Below are 20,297 nucleotides of genomic sequence, written 5' to 3'. Positions count from 1 at the left end.
ACTCCCGGCGGGAACGATCTGGCCGGGAGCTGTCTTACGGGTAATACTGTCGCTATCGACCCGCGTTATTCCGCGGCCGCGTTGGCTTCTTTGTGCGCCAGCGCTGCCTTGATGAACGAGGTAAACAACGGATGGCCGGTGCGTGGCGTCGATTTGAACTCAGGGTGGTATTGCACGCCCATATACCATGGGTGGGCATTTTCGCCCGTGCGTGGCAATTCCATGATTTCGCACAAATCTTCGCTCGGCGTGCGGGCCGACACGATCAGGCCAGCCGCTTCGACACGGGCCAGGTAGTGATTATTGGCTTCGTAGCGATGGCGGTGACGCTCGGTCACCACGCTGCCATAGATTTCGGCGGCGAGGGTGCCCGGATTGACGGCGCAGGTCTGCGCGCCCAGGCGCATGGTACCGCCCAGGTCCGAGTTTTCATCGCGCAACTCGACTTTACCATCGTGGTTTTGCCACTCATTGATCAGTGCAACAACAGGTTGATCCGTATCAAGGTCGAACTCGGTCGAATTCGCGTTCGGCATGCCTGCCTTGTTGCGCGCGTATTCGATCAGGGCCACTTGCATGCCCAGGCAGATGCCCAGGTAAGGGATCTTGTTTTCACGGGCGAACTGGGCCGCCTTGATCTTGCCTTCCACGCCGCGCTTGCCGAAGCCGCCCGGCACCAGGATGGCGTCGTACTTGCCCAGGCCGTCGCAACCGGTCGTTTCGATTTCTTCCGAATCGATGTACTCGATGTTGACGCGGCTTTCCGTATGGATGCCGGCGTGGCGCAGCGCTTCGATCAGCGACTTGTACGACTCGGTCAGCTCGACATACTTGCCGACCATGCCGACGGTCACTTCCGCCTTCGGATGCTCCATCGTATAAATCAGCTTGCTCCAGATCGACAGGTCTGCCGGCGCCGGATCGAGGTCCAGCGCGTCGCAGATGATCTTGTCCAGACCCTGGTCGTGCAGCATCTGCGGCACTTTGTAGATGGTGTCGACGTCCCACACGGAAATGACGGCGTCTTCCTCGATGTTCGAGAACAGCGAGATTTTCGCGCGCTCGTCTTCCGGGATGGCGCGGTCGGCGCGGCACAGCAGCGCATTCGGCAAGATGCCGATTTCGCGCAGCTTTTGCACCGAGTGCTGGGTCGGCTTGGTTTTCAGTTCACCGGCCGAGGCGATGTACGGCACCAGGGTCAGGTGGACGAAGGCCGTGTTCTTGCGGCCGGCGCGCAGGCTCAGCTGACGCGCCGCTTCCAGGAAGGGCAGCGATTCGATATCGCCGACGGTGCCGCCGATTTCGCACAGGGCCACGTCGTAGCCTTCGGCGCCACGGCGGATGTAATCCTGGATTTCATTCGTGATATGCGGAATCACCTGCACGGTCTTGCCCAGATATTCGCCCCGGCGTTCCTTGCGGATCACCGATTCATAGATCTGGCCAGTGGTGAAGTTATTCACCTTTTTCATGCGGGTGGAGATGAAGCGCTCGTAGTGACCGAGGTCGAGGTCGGTTTCGGCCCCGTCGTCGGTGACGAATACTTCACCGTGTTGCATAGGGCTCATCGTGCCAGGATCGACGTTGATATACGGGTCGAGCTTGAGCATGGTGACTTTAAGGCCGCGCGATTCGAGGATCGCGGCGAGGGAGGCGGCGGCAATCCCTTTTCCAAGGGAAGACACAACGCCACCAGTGACGAAGACAAATTTGGTCATTGCAGATGGTGCCGAACGGCACGTGCGGGAAATTGAAATTATACACTAAAGCCCGCCTGCGGCGCTCCCCGCGCGCGGAAATTTGCGCCAAATGCCGACTATCCCGCCCCCTCCTGCTGTCTACGCACAACAAAATTACCCAATAGCAATAATTGAAATATTTCCAATTCCATATGTTGTGTGGGCGAGCGAACAGACCCTGCCACGACATGCGCCCAGACTGGAATTTTTCAACGGAGGATCATCATGAGCTACGAAGAACGCGACGCCTACGGCATGTATGTCAACCGCGGCCATAAAGGCCCCGGCCCTGAACTGATGGGTGCAGACACCCTGATCGGCGACCATGTGCACAACGCCAAGGATGAACACCTGGGCGAAATCAAGGAAATCATGATCGACATGCGCAGCGGCAAGATCGCCTATGCCGTCATGTCGCACGGCGGGGTCTTCACCATCGGCGAAAAGCTGTTCGCCGTGCCCTGGGAAGCGCTGCTGCTCGACACCGTCAACAAGCGCTTCACGCTCAACGTCGACAAGGAACGCATCGAAAACGCACCAGGCTTCGACACGGATAACTGGCCGAACATGGCCGATACCACGTGGGTGAACTCCATCCACAGCTATTATGGAACCACCCCGCGCGACTACTAAGCTCGCCGCAACCACCCCGGCGCCAGGCACCGGGGTGGTGTCACGCCCACCTTAAAAGCGGTATTCCAGCCCTGCCACATACGTCCTGCCGCGCGCCGTGCTCATCGGCGTATTCTCGTTCGACTGCGACGGCATCGAGTTCAGCCGGTTCAGCGCTTCCGAGTAATCCTTGTCCATGGCGTTCTGCACGGACAGGCGCAGGAACAGGTTTTTCGTCACCTGGTAACTGGCATACAGGTCGATCACGGCCGGGATCTTCGGATTGTCGACCTTGACGATGTCGCCCGTCACTTCATCCGTATTATTTTCCGGCGACAGGCGGCGGTTGGCGCCCGTGTGCTTGATGATGGCGCCCAGCTCCATCTTGTTGTCGAGCAGGCGCGTGCCCACGTCGAGGTTGTAATACGTGCTGGGCAGCTCGCTGATATCGGCCGCGCCAAACCACGCGCTGGCGATCGAGGTGGGCTGGCTGGTCTTTTCGCGCGTGTACGACAGGCGCGCATAGGCCGGCCCCAGCTGGTATTGCGCTTCCAGCTCCCAGCCGCGCGTGCGCACGGGCGTGGCCGAGTTGATGTAGATATACATATTCGTCACGTACTCATCGACCGTCTGCCAGTCCGTGGCCAGCACTTCCGCCATATTGCACTTGCGGCCGCCATCGCAGACGAGGAAGGACTGGCTGGTGATATAGCCATCGATCTTGCTCTTGAAATACAGGGCCTTGAAGTTCAGCGCGTCGTTGGCAGTCAGCAAGCCATGCAGGCTGGAATTAAAACCCAGCTGGTAGGTGGTCGATTTCTCGCCCTTCAGGAAGGGGTTCATCGACGCCCCGCCGTCATTCGAGAAAAACACTTCCTGCGGATTCGGGCCGCGCATGGTGCGCTCGGCGCTGGCGAACGGCTGGAACCACGGCGCCACCTGCGCGGAAACCAGCAGCGACGGGTTGATGCCATGCTCCTTCAGCGCGATATGCGCCGCCCCCTGCGGGAAGCACTTCACGCGCTCGTCGCAGGCGGGCTTGTAGCCGGTCAGCTCGAAGCGCGTGTAGTTCAATCCCGCATGGACTTGATAGATGCCGCGGTTGTACTGCAGGCCCGCGTACAGGCTGTCGATCTTTTGCTTGCCCGTGGGGCCAAACGTATTGTTTTCAATCGATTGCTGGTTGGCATCGGGATTGTCCGGGTCCTGCACCAGGCTTTCCACGTGCTTGCTGTACTCATTGCGCATCAACTTGCCGCCCACCGTCACCAGCGCGTCGCCACCGGCCAGCCTGAAGCTACTGGTGTTATTGATGTCGACGGCGTCGGCGCGGTTGGCCGCGTTGGTGTTGACGAAATTCATCAAGGCCTCGGGCATGTATTTCTGATTGCCGCGGCTGCTGCTGGCGATCACATTGAGGTCGATCAATTCGGAAAACGGCGTGTAGTGATATTTCACATAGTAATCATTACTCTGGATGTCGCGGCGCGTAAACGTGTTGCGGTAATCGCGCGCCGACAGTTCCAGTGCGTGGAAGTCGCTCAGTTTCAAGTCCAGCTTGAGCAATTGCGACTTTGGCTTCTGCTTGTAAAAACGGTTGTAGCCGAAGCCGAATTCCTCGCTGTCCGTACCCTTGCCATTCTTGTAGTTGTTACCGATGACACTCGCGCTGCTAGCCGCCAGGAAACCCACGCTGCCGCCGTCGAAGGCGGGGTTTTTCATGCCCACAGCCAGCATGGCGCTGCGTCCCACGCCGTTGCTGCCGGCCGACATCTTCGTGCGCGCGCCCGTCTTTTCGCCTGCGAAGACGACGTCATCGACACCGATGGTGCGGAAATTGGCGCTGCCGCCGAGCGCATTGATGCCGTCGCTGCCGACGGCATTGCCCCGTGACACATCCACGCCGATGATGAAGTTCGGGTCGATCAGGGTGCCGAACTGGCTGCCGGGCACGCCGCCATGCGACACATCCGACGGCGCGCTGCCGTAGTAATTCTGCGTCACGCCATCGACCATCATGTTGACGCGGCCCATGCCGGACAAGCCACGGATATTCACGCTGATGGCGCCTTGTCCCGGATCAATCTGCGTGAACGTGCCCGGCATGCCGCGCACGATCTGGTCCACGCTCTGCAGGCGCGTATCGGGGCCGCGCGCGCTGACGGCGCCCGGCTTTTCCAGCGCCTGCTGTTCCACGGACACCATTTCACCCGATACATTCAGCGGTGAAAACTCCACCTTGCCCGCGCTATTTTCCTGCGCCTGCGCCTGCTGCGCCAGCAACGCCATGCAAACGCCCACGGCTTGCGCCATTCTCTTGATATGCATACACCCTCGATTTGTTATGGTCAGATTTTTTTAATGAAAAGCAATCGGCATCCTCATGCCTTGTCTTGTCCCGCTTCCAGCTTGAACGAGACGGGCAAGGTGACGGTCACCGTGCCCTGGTGCAATACGTTGCCGGGCGGCGCAGGCAGCGGTTGCGCGCGCTCGAGCACTTGCAGCGCTTCGCGGTCGAGCAGCACCGTGCCCGATGAGGTGATCAATTCGCTGGACAGCAGCTTGCCGTCGCGGTCCACCTGGAAGCGCACCCAGGCGGCGCCGGCCCGCTTGCGCTGGCGCGCATCGCCCGGATAGCGCTTGAAGCGGGCCAGGTGGCCGAGCACCCGGCTTTGCCAGCTGGCCGGCGCCGCGCTGGACGACGGCGTGTCGCTATTCAACGGCGCCGCCTGCGGGCCGCGCACGGCGGAGGGTGCCGGCGTGGCACTGCTGCTGGCTTGCGCGGGCAATGCCGCTTCCTTGGCGGCATCCTTGCCCGGCTCCGTTGATGGACTGGCCACCGCCTTCTCCTCTTTTTCCGCCGCAACGATCTCCGGCGCGGCGGCGCGCGCCAGCACGGGTAGCGCCTGTTGCCGGACGGTGCTCTTTGGCGGCCGGGCCGCGCTGGACGCCACCGACTGGCGCGCCCCTGCCGCAGCCGCCTGCTGCGTCTCCGGCGACATCGCCTGCGCGGCAAACACCACCATCACGCTGGCCGCCGGATTGGCGGGCGTGACCATCGCAGGCTGCCAGCCGGCCCACAGCAGCAAGGCCAGCGCCGTGGACACCACCAGCGCCGTGGCGATGCCCCAGTTCAGGACGGGACGCGGCGCCAGCATGGACGGCGCACTCACCCGCCCTCCCGGCCCACCAGGCCCACTTTCAGGTAGCCGGCCTGCCGCAAGGCATCCATCACGCCCAGCACGTCTTCATACGCGGCCTGCTTGTCAGCCTGGAAAAACAGCGTGCGCTGGCGGTCGCCGCCCGTCTGCGCGTCGAGCAGGCGGCCCAGTTGCGCGCGCGCGACAGGCGACTCGCCCAGGTACAGGCTGTGGTCGGCCTTCAGTGAAACGAACAGCGGTTTTTCGGGGCGCGGCTCGGGCTTGGCCGTGGCGGCCGGCAAGTCGATCTTCAGGTCGACGGTGGCCAGCGGCGAGACCACCATGAAGATGATCAACAACACCAGCATCACGTCGATGAAGGGCGTGACATTGATCTCGCTCAACTCCGGCATGTCGGCCGTAGCGTCATCCTGGGAAGGGAACAGGCTGGCCATGGCTCAGGCCTGCTTGCGCGTGTCGAGGTCGCGGCTCAGCATCAGCAGCACTTGCGCCGAGGCGGCGCGCAGCTGCGCCTTGTACTGATTGATGCCACGGCTGAGCACGTTATAGATGACGACGGCGGGGATGGCCGCCACCAGGCCCAGCGCTGTCGCCAGCAAGGCTTCCGCGATGCCCGGCGCGACGGTGGCCAGGTTCGTGCTCTGGCTGACGGCAATGCCGATGAAACTGTTCATGATGCCCCACACGGTGCCGAACAGGCCAACGAACGGCGCCACGGCGCCTATGCTGGCCAGGAGACCGATGCCTTGCGTCATGTTGCGTACCTTGTGCGCGATCAACTGTTCCTGGCGAAAACCGGCGCGCTCCTTCAACGCTGGCGCCGGCGCATGGGCGTGCGACAAATTCAGTTCCTGCTGTACATCATCGAGCAAACCTTGGGCCAGCAACGACGCCCCGCTCTTTATTGCCGCATCCGCCAAGCACGTGGCCTGCTTCAGCACGGCGACGGCATGCGCCGCGTCGCGCCGGGCTTTCAGCAAACTGGCGCCCTTCACCAGCAAGACCACCCAGGTGGCCAGCGCGGCGGTCAATAAACCGATGAGGACGCTTTTCACCACCTGGTCGGCGGCGATAAACATGCCCAGCGGCGACATGTCATGCGGCAGCGCGGACGCTTGCGCGCCGGCATGCAACAGGGAAAGAACGACGCCGCAGGTAGCGGCTTGGAGACAGGACGAAGGGGTACGCATGGGAGCTTCAACAATCAACAGGCATGGCTGCGCCAACGGCGCGCACGCGCATGCAAAAAAATCGGACGGACTACCTGGCTGCTATGGAGGAGCTTGCTGGGGGGAGAGTGCCGGGCAGAATGCCCGGCGATATCAAACGACTGACGTCAAACGCCTTACCTGGCGCTGGCGACGGCGGGCGCCGCAACCGGCGTGAACCACACGAAGTCCGCCTGCGGCGCCTTGACCTCGGCGCCCTGGCGGGCCAGCACCAGCACCAGCGGCGCGGGACCGCCCGTCAAGTCCTGCACATGCAGCGGCACGCCCAGGTCCTTGTGCGCATGGTAGGCGCCGGCGATCAGCACGGCCGGCGCCGGCGCGGCCAGCAGGCGCTCGGCCATGCGGCGGTCGCGCTGTTGCTGCACCGACAGCATGGCGGCCAGGCGCGGCTCGTCGATCTGGTTGTCATGCATGACGCGGATGATGTCCTTTAATTTGCCATGCACCTTGCCGTCGTTGGCCAGGTTCGAATGCTTGCCCTGCACGCCAGGCTTGTCGGCAAACATTTGCTTGATTTCACTACGGTCCAGGTTGGCCGACCAGACGGGATACGGCGCGCGCATCACGGTCATCACGAGGTCGCCATACTGCTCCCACTTCCAGTTCGGCTGCCACGCCACCAGCTCGGCCACGTGCTCGGGACGCACGACGGGATCCGTCTGCAGCCACGGCTTGACCTTGTCCACCTTGGCTTGCTGGTCCGGATTCAGCATTTCCAGCAGCACGCTGCCTTGCGGGCGCCGGCCCTGCAGCTGCTGCAACAGCCATTGCTCGATCCGGTGATGACTGAGCTGGTCATGCTGCTCGCCGATGATGACGCGCGGCGCGGCGGCCAGCTGGGCCAGCAGTTGCTCGGCGCTCAGGCGCTGGCCGCTGCGCAGGTCGACGATCTCGCCCAGCTGGCGCACCTCTGGCGCAGCGGCAGGCGTGGCGGCGGCAGTGCCGGTGGCCACGCTGCCTGCCGGCGCGACGCTGCTGCAGGCGCTCAGGGCCAGCACGCAGGCGGGCAGGACAGCGGAGAGGGACAGGGGAAATTTCATGGGCATGGCCTTTCGGGTCAAAGCTGCGGATCAAAGCTGTTGCAAAAACACTCAGGCGGGCATTCTAATAGAAATGATTCTCATTTACAACCAAGACACGGCACTCCCCGCTGATTTTTTTACAATGGGCAAAAATCCAGGATGACGGCTCCGCTGCAATCCGCAGTTGCAGAGTAGAATAAAATAAACGGAGGACACGCGTGAACCATACTGACCAGTTGGCGGCACTGAAAAAACCGCTGCCGGAATCCCTTGCTGCCGTACTTTCCCTGATTTTTGCCGACCGCTTTTCCATGACGCAAGCCATGCGCGAACACCATGGCCGCGACGAGTCGAGCTATCCCCCCATGCTGCCGGACGCCGTCATCTTCGCCCATTCCACCGAGGAAGTGGCGGCCGCCGTCAAGCTGTGCAGCGCGCACGACGTGCCCGTCATCGCCTACGGCAGCGGCACCTCGCTCGAAGGCCACGTGCTGGCCCTGCATGGCGGCGTCACGATTGATCTGTCGCAAATGCACCAGATGGTGGCAGTGCATGGTGAAGACTTGACGGCCACCGTGCAGGCCGGGGTGACGCGCAAGCAACTCAACGAGGAAATCCGCGACACGGGCCTGTTCTTTCCCATCGACCCGGGCGCCAATGCCTCGCTGGGCGGCATGGCGGCCACGCGCGCCTCGGGCACGAACGCCGTGCGCTACGGCACGATGCGCGAAAACGTGCTGGCCCTGACGGTGGTGACGGCCGATGGCCGCATCATCAAAACGGGCACGCGGGCGAAAAAATCGTCGGCCGGCTACGACCTGACGCGCCTGTTCGTCGGCAGCGAGGGGACGCTGGGCATCATCACGGAAGTGACGGTGAAACTGTACCCGCTGCCGGAAGCGATCTCGGCGGCCGTGTGCTCGTTCCCCGGCACGGGCGAAGCCGTCAGTGCCGTGATCCAAACCATCCAGATGGGCGTGCCCGTGGCACGGGTCGAGTTTCTCGATGAAAACGGCGTGAAAGCCATCAACGCCTACGACAAGATGGCGCTGCCGGAAAAACCGCTGCTGCTGTTCGAGTTCCACGGCACGCCGGCCAGCGTCGCCGAACAGGCGCAGCTGGTGCAAGACATCGCGGCAGAACACGGCGCCAGCGATTTCGAGTGGGCCAGCCGCCCCGAAGAACGCTCGCGCCTGTGGGCCGCGCGCCACAACGCGTATTTCGCGCTGCTGCAGATGCGCCCCGGCAGCCGCGCCATTTCCACCGATTGCTGCGTGCCGATTTCGCGCCTGGCCGAGTGCATCCTGGCCACCAAGGCCGATTGCGAAGCGCAGGGCCTCGTCTACGCCATCATCGGCCATGTGGGTGACGGCAATTTCCACGTGCAGATGCTGGTCGACCCCGATGATCCGGCCGACATCGCGCGCGCCGAAAAGGTCAACAGCGACATGGTCACGCGCGCCATCGGCATGGACGGCACCTGCACGGGCGAGCACGGCGTGGGCATGCACAAGATGGCCTTCCTCGTGGAGGAGCACGGTGTAGGCGCCATCGACACCATGCGCGCCGTCAAGCACGCGCTGGATCCGAAGAACATCATGAATCCAGGCAAGATCGTCAGGTGGTAATGCGTCAGGCAGGTCAAACGCATGCAGGGGGCGTAGCCTGGCCGGCGGTCCCTTGCTGTCATCGCTTGGCTCTGCTCGCTTGATGGTGTAATGTGGCGCGCCTGGCATTAAGACCACCCCTTTCAGGATCAACGATGAGCATCTCAAAAGCCATTGCCGCCGCTATCTGGATATGCGGCATGGCCTATTATTGCGTCCATACCTTCCCGGACAAGCTGCAAGTGGACGCACAATGTGGCCCCGGCGCCTATGCGAACTTCATCGCCGATGTGTAGCCATTATTGCTGTTTGGCGTCAGCGGTCTTGTGTGCGGATGCAGCCATTTATTTCGACACTATCAGGAACCGGATGGCCGGACACTGTTCCTTGCGGTTGCCATGTTCAGCTGGGGAATCGCCTTCCTTGTTGGCAGAATCATTCTGCAACAGCGCGGGCTATTGATGGAAGTGCGCACAGATACGCGACGGGCACCAGGTCGCTGAGGTCCCCGCTCCTGGGTGGATAGTCAATCCAGTGCCATGCGCATCGGCACGAAGGCGATGCCATCCATCTCCACCTTCGGTCCGGTGGCGACAAAGCCCAGGCGCGCATACAGAGGCAAGGCATACAGGGAGGCGTTCACCGTAAAGCCCGTCGTATTGCCGGCGGCGATGGAAGCGTCACGCGCCGCCTGCCACAGCCGGCGCGCCATGCCGCGCCGGTGCAGCGCGCGCGGCACGAACATGTGGAACAGATGCGTGTTGTCGCGCATGGCCACCACGCCGGCCAGTTCGCCATCGATATGCGCGAGCTGGTAGGCGTAGCGGCTCTGCGACAGATAGCCTTCGATGGCCGGCTGGCGGCAATGCTCGATGAACTTTTCCGCTCCCGCACCGTCCGGGTGCAGGGTCAAAAAAGGCATCAAGTCGTCGATCAGGGCAACGATGGCGGGCGCGTCCGCCACCAGGGCGGGACGCAGAGTCGGTTCGGGCAAGGGTGTCATGCGTAAATCATGCCATGCCGGCATCCTTTTATACAACACTCAGCAAAAATCGCGGCTGCTGGTACGCAAGCGTCCCAGCAAATGCGACATGTCGACCAGGCGCCTGGCCACCAGGTTGCGTACGATGCCTTCCCTCTGCCACACGCCATACACGCCCAGCAGCGGCGCGCTCAGCACTTCGCGCCGCTGGCTTTCCACCAGGTCTGGCCAGACGATGACGTTCACCGTGCCCGTCTCGTCTTCCAGGGTCATGAAGATGACGCCCTTGGCCGTGCCAGGCCGCTGACGCACGGTGACGATGCCGCAGGCGCGCGCCACCTGCCCGTTCGTGTAAGTCATCAGCGTGGAGGCGGGCAGGAAGCGCTGCGCCAGCAACTGCGTACGCAGCAGCGCCAGCGGGTGGCGCCCCAGGGTCAGCCCCTGCGCGCGGTAATCGCTGACGATGGCCTCGCCTTCCGTCGGTGCGGGCAGCGCGGGCAAGTCCTCCTCATGCGTGGTGGAACGCAGCAGATCCTTGTCCGGCACGGCGCCAGCCGCCTGCCACAGCGCCGCGCGGCGGTGACCGGCCAGCGCGTGCAGCGCGTTGCCAGCGGCCAGCACCTGCAAGTCATGGCGATCCAGGCCGCCACGCCGGGCCAGGTCGGCCACGTCCGCAAAGGCGGCGATGGCGCGCGCATCCTCGATGCGCCGGGCGGCCTCTGCGCGCATGCCGAACAGGCTGTTCAAGCCCAGGCGCACGGCGGGCGCGGCGCCCTGCTCCCCCGCCGCTTCCAGCGTTGCCTCCCAGCCGCTGACAGCCACGTCGACGGGCTGCACTCGCACACCATGCCGGCGCGCATCCTGCACCAGTTGTGAGGGACTGTAAAAGCCCATGGGCTGGCTATTGAGCAAGGCGCACAGGAAAGCGGCCGGTTCGTGGCATTTCAGCCAGGAACTGGCATACGTCAGCAGGGCGAAACTGGCCGCGTGCGACTCGGGAAAACCGTATTCGCCAAAGCCCTCGATCTGGCTGAAGATGGCTTCCGCGAACTTTCGCTCATACTGATTTTTGACCATCGTTTCGACGATGCGTTCCTTGTAATTGTTCATGCCGCCTTTGCGTTTCCAGGCCGCCATGGCGCGCCGCAACTGGTCCGCCTCGCCCGGCGTGAAATCGGCGGCGATGATGGCCACCTGCATCACCTGCTCCTGGAAGATCGGGATGCCCAGGGTGCGCCCCAGGGCCTTTTCCAGGCCCTTCGGATAGTCGACCGGCTCCTTTTTCTGGCGCCGCTGCAGATACGGATGCACCATGCCGCCCTGGATGGGGCCGGGACGCACCAGCGCCACCTCGATGACGAGGTCGTAGAATTCACGGGGCCGCAGGCGGGGCAGCATGCTCATCTGCGCGCGCGACTCGATCTGGAACACGCCGATGGTGTCGGCTAGGCACATCATGTCGTAGGTGGCCGGGTCTTCGCGGGGAATATCCTGCAGGCGGAATTCCTCGCCGCGCCGCGCCCCCACCAGCTCCAGGGCGCGACGCAGGGCCGACAGCATGCCCAGCGCCAGCACATCGACCTTCATCAAGCCCAGTTCCTCGAGGTCATTCTTGTCCCACTCGATGACGCTGCGCTCGGCCATGGTGGCGTTTTCAATCGGCACCAGGCGCGACAATTTTCCATGCGCAATGACGAAGCCGCCCGGATGCTGGGACAAGTGGCGGGGAAATCCCAGCAGTTGCTGCGCCAGGCCGGCCCACTGCTGCGACAATTCCGCCTCCGGGTCGAGTCCGCATTCGGCCAGGCGGTCCAGCAGATCGCGCTTGCCGTCGAACCAGCGATGCGCCTTGGACACTTTTTCCACGATGGCCAGGTCGATCCCCAGCGCCCTGCCGCTGTCGCGCAAGGCGCTCTTCGGCCGGTAGCTGATCACCACGGCCGCCAGCGCGGCCCGCTCGCGGCCATATTTGCCGTAGATATATTGAATGACCTCTTCGCGCCGCTGGTGCTCGAAATCGACGTCGATATCGGGCGGTTCATTACGCTCGCGCGACATGAAGCGCCCGACCAGCGAATTGCCGCGCGCCGGGTCCACTTCCGTGATGTGCAGGCAATAGCAGACGGCCGAATTGGCGGCCGAGCCCCTGCCCTGGCACAGGATGTTTTGCGTGCGCGCAAAGTGCACGATGTCGTACACGGTCAAAAAGTAGGCTTCATACGACAGCTCGGCGATCAGCGCCAGCTCCTGCTCGATCTGCTCCTGCACGTTGGCAGGTATGCCCAGCGGAAAGCGCAGGCGCGCGCCCGCATACGTTTCCTGGCGCAAATAAGTCGCTGGCGTGTGGCCGCGCGGCACCAGTTCGTCGGGATAGTCATAACGCAGGCTGTCGAGCGAAAATGTGCACATGTCGGCGATGCGCACGGTTTCCGCCAGCGCCTGCGGCGGATACACATTGGCCAGGCGCAAGCGCGCACGCAGATGCTGTTCCGCATTCTGCGCCAGCGCATAGCCGCATTCGCCCACGGGCTTGCCCACGCGAATCGCGCACAGCGTATCGAGCAAGGGCTTGCGCGAGCGCACATGCATGCACACGTGGCCCACGGCCGCCACGGGCAAGCCCAGCGCTTGCGCCGCTTCCTGCACGGCAAGACGGTGCGCGTCGTCCTGCGCCCGCTGCAGCAAGTTCAAGCCCACCCAGCTGCGTTCGCGGCCAAAGGTGGACACCATCCACGCCCCCTGCGCGTGCACGGTTTCCAGCGGCGCCGGATAACTGGGCAGCAAGACCATCAGGCAGCCGGGCAAACCCCGCAAATGGGCGAATTCGGCCGATGGCGCGGCAAGATCGTCGGGGGTCAGCAGATAGCGCCCCTTGGCCGCCCGCGTGCGCGCCATGGTGATCAGTTCCGACAGGTTGCCATAGCCTTCGGGGTCCCGCACCAGCGCCAGCAAGGACAGGGCCGGGCTGCCGTCAGCCTGCGTCAGGTGAAAATGCGCGCCTATGATCAGGGGAAAATCGGCCCGCTTGGCCGTCGCATGGGCGCGCACGACGCCGGCCAGCGAACACTCGTCCGTGATGGCCAGCGCGCGGTAGCCGAGCTGCACGGCGCGCGCCACCAGCTCCTGTGCATGCGAGGCGCCATGCAGGAAGCTGAAATTGCTCAGGCAGTACAACTCAGCATACTCGGGTAAGGCTGCGCCCCCCATGATCTACCTCAATAACTGTATATAAACACAGTATATTATACTCATCTTGAGTGGGACTTCTCAGTTATGCTGACGTTTTACCTTGCGCATCGCTCACCATGATCGTTCACCTTTTAAAATGTTTCGGTGCCGAACCCGGCGGCGGCAATGCGGCGCTGGTCGTGGAAAACGACGACAGCGGCGAAACCGGGCGCCAGCGCTTTGCCCGCGAGCGCAATGTGAGCGCCTGCGTCTTCATCGACCGCCAGGCCGATGGCGGCATCGTGCTCGACTATTTCTATCCGCACACGCGCAGCCCCCTGTGCCTGCACGCCACCCTGGCAGCCAGCCACGTCTTGCTGACGGCGCCTGGCGCGCCGGCGACACTGACGGTCACGACCGCCATGCGCGGACAAGCCTTGCACCTGCTGCGCAGCGCGCAGGGATTGTTCATCGGCCTGGCGCCCCAGCCTGCCCCCGCCGTCGCCATCGAGCACTATGTGCCGTCGGAACTGATGGGCCAGCACATGCACCTGGCGTCACCGCCTGTGATCGCTTCCGTGGGCAGTCCGAAGCTGCTGCTGGAAGTGGCCGACCGCACCACCCTGCGCGCCTTGCGGCCGAACCTGGAATTGATCGCCGACTGGAGCGCCCTGCATAAGGTCAGCGGCTGCTATGCGTATTGCCGCACGGGCGAAGGCGAATACGAAGGGCGCAACTTCAACCACCTCGATCCGGCGCTGGAAGACAGCGCCACGGGCGTGGCGGCAGGGGCGCTGGCAGCGTACTTGCAGCAGTCGCTGCGCCTGCATCAGGGCCACCTGACGCAGCAGCCGTGCCTGATCCAGGTGCAATACAGCGCGCATGAAATCCGGGTGGGCGGCATGGTGCAACGCAGCACCTGAATGGGGCATGCCGCACCAGCGCAAGGCAGGCAAAGCATTAAGCAAAAGATAATCAACCAGGAAACAACAGTTACTAGCAATTTGTAATAACAAAACAAAGTATCGCTGGTGAGTCTTGAAATGTTGGCACTAGAATCGAGTGAGCAATAACATCAACCATCGACCTGGAGATACTGCGTGCCGACCCTCACCACCTTGCATAAAGCAGTCCTCATCAGTCTGTACGGCAGCGCCGCACTGGCCGCCTTCAGTCCCGCCGCCATGGCCCAGAACACGGAAGCGGCTGCCACGGATGGCCCCGTGCAAACAGTCAGCGTGGTCGGCTCGCGCCGGGTCGCCAGTTCCGCCACGGACACCATGGTGCCGGTCGATATCATCCCCATTTCCAGGGTGGCGGAGCAAGGCGGACAATTTGATCTGGCGCAATCGCTGCAATACATTTCGCCTTCGTTCAACTCCACGCGCCAGACGGGCGCCGACGGGGCCGACCTCATCGATTCGGCCGCCCTGCGCGGACTCGGCTCCGACCAGACGCTGGTGCTGGTGAACGGCAAGCGGCGCCACACGACGGCCCTCGTCAACCTGTTCGGCGCGCGCAACCGCGGCAACACGGGCACGGACATGAATGCGATTCCCTTGCTGGCGATCAAGAATGTGCAAGTGCTGCGCGACGGCGCCGCCGCCCAGTACGGCTCGGACGCCATTGCCGGCGTGATCGATATCGAACTGAAGAAAAGCCTGGGCTGCGAAGCGGTGGCCGGCTACAGCCAGTACTCGGCCGGCGATGGCAATAACTACATGACGTCAGCCTACTGCGGCATCGCCCTCGGCGACAAGGGCACGATTGCCATCACGGGCGAATACCTGGACCGGGGCCGCTCGAACCGCGCCGATGCGGACAGCATGCGCATCATCGGCGACACCAAGTCCAAGAACAAAACCCTGTACGTGAATGGCGACTATGCCACCAGCACCACGGGAAAACTGTACTTCACGGCGGGCGCGCAGACGCGCGACGCGTCGAGCGCCGCGTTTGGCCGCGGCGGCATCGGCAGCGACGACATCCCGTCGCGCAATTCGGCCGCCATGTATCCGGACGGCTTCGTGCCTTTCATCAATGGCAAGATCGACGACCAGTACGCCACCATCGGCCACCGCAGCCAGATCGGCGAATGGCATGCGGATTTCTCGCAAACCTATGGCTACAACAAGATGCGCTACGACATCAGCCATACGCTCAACGCATCCATCGCCAACCGCGACTTGCTGGCCGGCGGCAAGGGCGTGAGCGCCAGCAACTTTGACGCGGGCGGTTTCTCGTTCCAGCAGCTGACCAGCAACGCCGACTTCAGCCGCTATTACGACACGGTGATGCGCGGCATGAACGTGGCCTTCGGCGCCGAATACCGCAGCGAGGAATACAAGATCATGGCCGGCGAAGAAGCTTCCTACATCGACGCCGACGGCGTGGGCGTGGGCGGCAACGCGGGCAGCCAGGGCTTCCCCGGCTTCCAGCCCGGCGACGCCACCAAGGCCAGGCGCCACAGCATCGCCGCGTATGGCGACGTGGAACTGGACTGGACGGAGCGCCTGAAAACCCAGGCCGCCCTGCGCTACGAGAAATTCAGCGATTTCGGTTCCACCGTGACGGGCAAGCTGGCCGCCAGCTATAAGGTGGCGCCCGAGGTGCTGCTGCGCGGCTCGGCCAGCACGGGCTTCCGCGCGCCGTCCCTGCAGCAAGTGTATTTCTCGTCCACCTTCACCGACTTCATCGGCGGCGTTCCCACCGACGTGGTGCTGGCGCCCAATGGCGGCGCCGTCGCCAACGCGGCCGGCATCCCGAAGCTGAAGGAGGAAAAATCCACCAGCTTCACCTTCGGCGCCACCTGGACGCCGACGCAAGCCATCTCCGTGACGGCCGACCTGTACAACATCAAGATCAAGGACCGCATCGTGCTGTCGGGCCGCTTCAATGCCGACAACTACCCTGACCTGGCGGCGCGCCTGGCCTTGCTGGGCGTGGGCGAGGCGCAATTTTTCGTCAACTCCATCGACACGCGCACGCGGGGACTGGACCTGACGGCCTCGCACAAGGGCGAACTGGCCGGCAACCGCCTGAACAGCTTCCTGGCCCTCAACCTGAGCAAGACGGAAGTGACGAAGGTCAAGACGCCCGACTCGCTGAAAGGCTACGAAGACGTGCTGCTGTCCGAACGCGAGCGCCTGTTCATCGAACAGGGCGGCCCGCGCGCGAAAGCCACCTTGGGCTTCGACTACATCACGGGCAAGCTGGAATCGGACTTGCGCATCATCTACTTCGGCCCGCAAACCCTGGGCACCTTCAGCGGTACGGCCGAAGGCGTGCCGAACGCGCGCTACCAGGCCAAGACCTCGGCCGACCTGAGCTTTACCTACAGCATCAACAAGAACACCAAGCTGACGTTTGGCGGCAACAACATCTTCAACGTCAAGCCGACCACGCAGAACGCCGACGAGACGGACAACGGTTTCAAGTACGACAGCGTGCAGTTCGGCCTGAATGGCGCATCGTACTTCGGGCGGCTGTGGGTGAAGTTCTGATCCCGCGATGCGCGTGACAACAGCGGCTGCGCCAGTGTGGGCAGCCGCTGTTTTTTTGTCGCTGTCATCGATACGAGTGATTAATGGCGGCTTTCGCCTGTGGATGCAATCGTGCGTTGGCGGCCGGCGCGACGCCAGATCAGACCGTGAAGGGTGTCAGCAGCGCTGCCATGCCATTGACGCTATCATTTATGTTCACAGGCAAAACCGCCGACAAGATTGATTATTTATTCAATACTTATTATTAATAATGAAAAAGATCGCCGTTATCGCCATTTTTGCTGCTACGTTCGCGTCGATAGCTCAGGGAGCCGGCCGGCCGGAAGGGCTACCTGGCCAATCCGGCACACCTGCTGTGACCATTGAAAATGCATTTTCTCCTGATAGTGGAGCAGAGGAATTGGTTCTCAAGGTCATCAATACATCCGTTTCCAAAATCAGACTCGCCGCGTACTCCTTCAACTCTCGCCAGATAGCAGAAGCGTTGCTGAACGCTAAGAAACGAGGAGTCGATGTCCAGGTACTTGTTGATGCCCGGCGAAACCAGCGAAAGAACAGCATTGCGGTCCTCGACCTGCTATTCAAGGCTGGCATTCCAACGAAAACTATTTCAGTTTATGCCATGCATCATGATAAATACATCGTTGCTGATGATGTGTCCGTTCAAAATGGGAGTTTCAACTACAGCAGGGATGCCGCCACGTCAAATAGCGAAAATGTCGTTGTCGTATGGAACAGCCCAGAATTGGCGAAATCGTTCCTGCTCCACTGGCAAAATCGATGGGACAAGGGTATCGACTATCGATACGTGGCAGACAAAAGAGACGCCGGCGCCCGTTGAAACCATCGTTTCACCATCCTGCAATCCATCTACGATGAAACCTGAACGGCCACATGGTGAGATGTCATGACTATGCCCACACTGGAATTCTGGTTCGATTTCGGCAGCAACTACAGCTACCTGAGCGCCATGCGCATCGAGGCGCTGGCGCGTGAGCAGAACGTTGACGTCGTCTGGAAGCCTTTCCTGCTGGGCGTCGTCTTCAAGGCCCTGGGATGGGAAACGTCGCCCTTCGTTGTGCAAAAAATCAAGGGCGACTACATGTGGCGCGACATGGCGCGCCTATGCGAGAAATATGGCTTGCCGTGGCGCCAGCCCGGCACCTTCCCCCGCACCGCCCTGCTGCCCATGCGCGTGGCCCTCGTCGGTGCCGACCAGGGCTGGATCGCGCCGTTTGCGCAGCGCATGATGACGATGAATTTTGCCGCGGACCGCGAGATCGACAACGTCGAAGCGGTCAGCGAGGCATTAACGGAACTGGGGCTGGACGCACCGGCCATCCTGGCGCGGGCTTTGACACAGGACAACAAGCTGCGCCTGCGCCGCCAGACTGGTCAGGCGCAGGCGCTGAAGCTGTTTGGCGCGCCCAGCTTCATCAGCGCGGGCGAGCTATTCTGGGGCAATGACCGGCTCGAGGATGCGCTGGCGCACGCGGCGGCCGCCTGCCGTTAAACTCAGCTCGCCGCCAGCGCCGCGATCTCTTTCTGCATGTTTTCAATGGCCCGCTCGTTGTACTGGCTGGCGAAATACGCATCGCCAAACAGCTGCCCCGCCTGCGCCTTGCCGCTTAAATGCTGCAGGGCCAAGCTCCGTTGCTGCTTGAAGCGCACGGGGTCGACGTGCGCGTATTCGCGGCCGATCGCTTGCGTGTAGGCTTGATAGACTTCGTCGTCCTGGCCCAGGATGGCCAGGTCGGCGCTGAGCATGACATCCTTCAACGCATGCGTAATCGAGGAAGCCTGGAAGTGGTCGGTGGCGCGGATCAGTTGCGCTACATCAGCATTGTCGCCCACATCGAGGCCGCTGCCCAGCCACAGCTGGGCGCTCGCCTCTTCGCTTGAATACAGGGCGTCTTCATCGTGGCTGTAGACGGCGTCGTGGAACCAGAATGCCTTCTTCACCAGCGCGCTGTCGCGTTTGGCCGCATAGCTGTTGTCGGCCCAGACACGGATCTCGGACAAGCCGTGCACCAGGTGATCAAGGTTGTGATAATGGCGGTCCACGCCGCCATACGCCTGCGGTCCCGTCAGGTGTGCGAACCAGTGGTCAAACACGGCGATCTCGGCCTCGGCCGCGCTGGAGTAATTCCACAGCGCTTCCCATTCCTTGCGCAGGCAGTCGAGGATCCACGCCTGGTAGGCGGGGCCGGGAACGAATTTCTTCATGGTCCAGTTCCAGCCGACGGGACCTTCCAGCGCCTTGACGAAGCTGGAGCTGACGGAACCGAGGTCGCGCGGCGGCATCACGAAAATGGTCTTGGCCCCCTGCAGCACGTCCACATTCGTTTGCTGGATCAGGTTTTCATAGTCGAAATCGGCTGTCGTGCGGATGCCGCGTATCAGGTAGTCGCAGCCGTGCTTTTTCGCCGCGCGCGCCGTGTAATCCCCTTTGACGATGACCACCTGCACATTCTCCCAGCCGCACTCGCGCGCACTCTGCTCGATGATGCGCTTGCGGTCCTCGGCGGGAAACTGCGGTTTCTTGGCGGGGTTTTGCGACAGGAAGACGATCACCTCGTCGGCAAGCGAACGCGCCTCGCCGATCACCCACATATGGCCGTTGGTAATGGGGTCGAGGGTTCCTGAAAATCCGATCTTCTTCATGCTGCTTGCTCCCTGATATGGCTGCTGTTGTTGCGCAGACAATATAGATATGGCCAGCATACGTCAATGCACACGGCACAAAAAATCAAACCTCGAGCAACTGCCATCACACTGTATCGACCATGAAATGTCTCGCCTTGCAGCAACGGTAAAAATAGCGGCAGATTGCTTGCTCAATATTATCAATACAACTTAGAATCATTTTCTTTAATTAAAATACAAGAAATATCATGTATAAATTTATCAGCATGCTTGCTTTGCTATTCGCCACGCAATCGAATATCGCCTATGCGGGGGAACAAAGCGGAAAAGTCCTGAACCTGATCGTTCGGTCCAGCGATGGCATGATCTATTTTGAGATGGAAAATAAGGCCACGGGAAAACCCGCCTGCGCGACCCATTCCTACTGGATCATTGCCGATGAAAAATCGACCACGGGGAAACAACAAATGGCGATGCTGCTGGCTGCCCGGGTAAGCGGCCAGGTTATCAGCGTGTATGGCACTAATACGTGTACGCGCTGGTCCGATGGCGAAGATGTCTCCGGCATCATATTCTGACGGTACACAGAATATATATATATCCTGAATCCGGCATTGAAATAAAAAAG

Annotated in this window: 18 protein-coding genes; 9 read left to right on the top strand and 9 right to left on the bottom strand. The window is 62.0% G+C overall.

Translation table 11 applies throughout. From position 1 onward, the window contains the following. Window positions 1-65: 65 nt before the first annotated feature. Complete coding sequence (gene pyrG / locus AC1RDJ_RS18630; protein WP_071322477.1) at window positions 66-1,718, bottom strand: CTP synthase; 1,653 nt, start codon at window positions 1,716-1,718, stop codon at window positions 66-68. A gap of 246 nt (window positions 1,719-1,964) precedes the next feature. Here pyrG and AC1RDJ_RS18625 point away from each other — a divergent pair, with 246 nt between their 5' ends. Further along, window positions 1,965-2,372, top strand: a complete 408-nt coding sequence (locus tag AC1RDJ_RS18625) for a PRC-barrel domain-containing protein (protein WP_071322476.1) — start codon at window positions 1,965-1,967, stop codon at window positions 2,370-2,372. A gap of 51 nt (window positions 2,373-2,423) precedes the next feature. Here AC1RDJ_RS18625 and AC1RDJ_RS18620 read toward each other — a convergent pair whose 3' ends face one another. The 5 genes from AC1RDJ_RS18620 to AC1RDJ_RS18600 all read right to left on the bottom strand — a co-directional run bounded on the left by AC1RDJ_RS18620 (window position 2,424) and on the right by AC1RDJ_RS18600 (window position 7,781). Continuing rightward, window positions 2,424-4,679 (bottom strand): TonB-dependent receptor domain-containing protein, encoded by a 2,256-nt coding sequence (locus AC1RDJ_RS18620; RefSeq protein WP_493028357.1) that lies wholly within the window; start codon window positions 4,677-4,679, stop codon window positions 2,424-2,426. 53 nt (window positions 4,680-4,732) lie between these two features. Continuing rightward, window positions 4,733-5,524, bottom strand: a complete 792-nt coding sequence (locus AC1RDJ_RS18615) for an energy transducer TonB (RefSeq protein WP_493028356.1) — start codon at window positions 5,522-5,524, stop codon at window positions 4,733-4,735. Continuing rightward, entirely contained in the window at window positions 5,521-5,946 is a 426-nt protein-coding gene (gene exbD, locus AC1RDJ_RS18610; RefSeq protein ID WP_071322474.1) for a TonB system transport protein ExbD, read from the bottom strand. Before exbD ends, AC1RDJ_RS18615 begins: the two co-directional genes overlap by 4 nt. 3 nt (window positions 5,947-5,949) lie before the next feature. After that, window positions 5,950-6,702 (bottom strand): tonB-system energizer ExbB, encoded by a 753-nt coding sequence (gene exbB / locus AC1RDJ_RS18605; protein WP_493028355.1) that lies wholly within the window; start codon window positions 6,700-6,702, stop codon window positions 5,950-5,952. A gap of 155 nt (window positions 6,703-6,857) precedes the next feature. After that, the gene (locus AC1RDJ_RS18600; RefSeq protein WP_493028354.1) at window positions 6,858-7,781 is read right to left on the bottom strand and encodes a ChaN family lipoprotein; all 924 of its coding nucleotides are present in this window, start codon (window positions 7,779-7,781) and stop codon (window positions 6,858-6,860) included. Window positions 7,782-7,981: 200 nt separating this feature from the next. Here AC1RDJ_RS18600 and AC1RDJ_RS18595 point away from each other — a divergent pair, with 200 nt between their 5' ends. Continuing rightward, window positions 7,982-9,391: an FAD-binding oxidoreductase gene (locus AC1RDJ_RS18595; protein ID WP_493028353.1), complete on the top strand. Its 1,410-nt coding sequence runs from the start codon at window positions 7,982-7,984 to the stop codon at window positions 9,389-9,391. A gap of 134 nt (window positions 9,392-9,525) precedes the next feature. Continuing rightward, a complete protein-coding gene (locus AC1RDJ_RS18590; RefSeq protein ID WP_493028352.1) occupies window positions 9,526-9,666 on the top strand; it encodes a hypothetical protein in 141 nt (46 codons plus the stop codon). Window positions 9,667-9,896: 230 nt separating this feature from the next. Here AC1RDJ_RS18590 and AC1RDJ_RS18585 read toward each other — a convergent pair whose 3' ends face one another. Both AC1RDJ_RS18585 and AC1RDJ_RS18580 read right to left on the bottom strand, forming a co-directional pair. Continuing rightward, window positions 9,897-10,373, bottom strand: a complete 477-nt coding sequence (locus AC1RDJ_RS18585) for a GNAT family N-acetyltransferase (protein WP_493028351.1) — start codon at window positions 10,371-10,373, stop codon at window positions 9,897-9,899. A gap of 39 nt (window positions 10,374-10,412) precedes the next feature. Continuing rightward, on the bottom strand, window positions 10,413-13,559 hold the full coding sequence (locus AC1RDJ_RS18580) for an error-prone DNA polymerase (RefSeq protein ID WP_493028350.1): 3,147 nt from the start codon (window positions 13,557-13,559) through the stop codon (window positions 10,413-10,415). Between the two features lie 98 nt (window positions 13,560-13,657). Between AC1RDJ_RS18580 and AC1RDJ_RS18575 the strand changes: the two genes are divergently transcribed. From AC1RDJ_RS18575 to AC1RDJ_RS18555, 5 genes are all read left to right on the top strand, one after another. Further along, window positions 13,658-14,443 carry a PhzF family phenazine biosynthesis protein gene (locus AC1RDJ_RS18575; RefSeq protein ID WP_493028349.1) on the top strand — a complete coding sequence of 262 codons (786 nt, stop codon included), beginning with the start codon at window positions 13,658-13,660 and terminating at the stop codon, window positions 14,441-14,443. Window positions 14,444-14,620: 177 nt separating this feature from the next. Further along, on the top strand, window positions 14,621-17,023 hold the full coding sequence (locus AC1RDJ_RS18570) for a TonB-dependent receptor plug domain-containing protein (RefSeq protein WP_493028348.1): 2,403 nt from the start codon (window positions 14,621-14,623) through the stop codon (window positions 17,021-17,023). Window positions 17,024-17,106: 83 nt separating this feature from the next. Beyond that, a complete protein-coding gene (locus AC1RDJ_RS18565; protein ID WP_493028347.1) occupies window positions 17,107-17,271 on the top strand; it encodes a hypothetical protein in 165 nt (54 codons plus the stop codon). Window positions 17,272-17,273: 2 nt separating this feature from the next. After that, on the top strand, window positions 17,274-17,864 hold the full coding sequence (locus AC1RDJ_RS18560) for a phospholipase D family nuclease (RefSeq protein ID WP_493028346.1): 591 nt from the start codon (window positions 17,274-17,276) through the stop codon (window positions 17,862-17,864). A gap of 66 nt (window positions 17,865-17,930) precedes the next feature. After that, window positions 17,931-18,536, top strand: a complete 606-nt coding sequence (locus tag AC1RDJ_RS18555) for a 2-hydroxychromene-2-carboxylate isomerase (protein WP_071322468.1) — start codon at window positions 17,931-17,933, stop codon at window positions 18,534-18,536. Window positions 18,537-18,538: 2 nt separating this feature from the next. On the opposite strand, the gene coaD is transcribed toward AC1RDJ_RS18555, so the two are convergent. Next, a complete protein-coding gene (gene coaD, locus AC1RDJ_RS18550; protein ID WP_493028345.1) occupies window positions 18,539-19,687 on the bottom strand; it encodes a pantetheine-phosphate adenylyltransferase in 1,149 nt (382 codons plus the stop codon). Between the two features lie 230 nt (window positions 19,688-19,917). Between coaD and AC1RDJ_RS18545 the strand changes: the two genes are divergently transcribed. Next, a complete protein-coding gene (locus AC1RDJ_RS18545; RefSeq protein WP_071322466.1) occupies window positions 19,918-20,247 on the top strand; it encodes a hypothetical protein in 330 nt (109 codons plus the stop codon). The last annotated feature ends 50 nt before the right edge of the window (window positions 20,248-20,297 follow it).

Source organism: Janthinobacterium sp. GW822-FHT07H10 (assembly GCF_058798675.1).
This window is presented reverse-complemented; position numbering and strand designations above follow the sequence as displayed.

Bases quoted from the DNA above. Each gene is read 5' to 3' on its own strand.
- pyrG (WP_071322477.1), bottom strand. From the start codon at position 1,718: ATGACCAAATTTGTCTTCGTCACTGGTGGCGTTGTGTCTTCCCTTGGA.
- AC1RDJ_RS18625 (WP_071322476.1), top strand. From the start codon at position 1,965: ATGAGCTACGAAGAACGCGACGCCTACGGCATGTATGTCAACCGCGGC.
- AC1RDJ_RS18620 (WP_493028357.1), bottom strand. From the start codon at position 4,679: ATGCATATCAAGAGAATGGCGCAAGCCGTGGGCGTTTGCATGGCGTTG.
- exbD (WP_071322474.1), bottom strand. From the start codon at position 5,946: ATGGCCAGCCTGTTCCCTTCCCAGGATGACGCTACGGCCGACATGCCG.
- exbB (WP_493028355.1), bottom strand. From the start codon at position 6,702: ATGCGTACCCCTTCGTCCTGTCTCCAAGCCGCTACCTGCGGCGTCGTT.
- AC1RDJ_RS18600 (WP_493028354.1), bottom strand. From the start codon at position 7,781: ATGAAATTTCCCCTGTCCCTCTCCGCTGTCCTGCCCGCCTGCGTGCTG.
- AC1RDJ_RS18590 (WP_493028352.1), top strand. From the start codon at position 9,526: ATGAGCATCTCAAAAGCCATTGCCGCCGCTATCTGGATATGCGGCATG.
- AC1RDJ_RS18585 (WP_493028351.1), bottom strand. From the start codon at position 10,373: ATGACACCCTTGCCCGAACCGACTCTGCGTCCCGCCCTGGTGGCGGAC.
- AC1RDJ_RS18580 (WP_493028350.1), bottom strand. From the start codon at position 13,559: ATGGGGGGCGCAGCCTTACCCGAGTATGCTGAGTTGTACTGCCTGAGC.
- AC1RDJ_RS18575 (WP_493028349.1), top strand. From the start codon at position 13,658: ATGATCGTTCACCTTTTAAAATGTTTCGGTGCCGAACCCGGCGGCGGC.
- AC1RDJ_RS18565 (WP_493028347.1), top strand. From the start codon at position 17,107: ATGGCGGCTTTCGCCTGTGGATGCAATCGTGCGTTGGCGGCCGGCGCG.
- AC1RDJ_RS18560 (WP_493028346.1), top strand. From the start codon at position 17,274: ATGAAAAAGATCGCCGTTATCGCCATTTTTGCTGCTACGTTCGCGTCG.
- AC1RDJ_RS18555 (WP_071322468.1), top strand. From the start codon at position 17,931: ATGACTATGCCCACACTGGAATTCTGGTTCGATTTCGGCAGCAACTAC.
- coaD (WP_493028345.1), bottom strand. From the start codon at position 19,687: ATGAAGAAGATCGGATTTTCAGGAACCCTCGACCCCATTACCAACGGC.
- AC1RDJ_RS18545 (WP_071322466.1), top strand. From the start codon at position 19,918: ATGTATAAATTTATCAGCATGCTTGCTTTGCTATTCGCCACGCAATCG.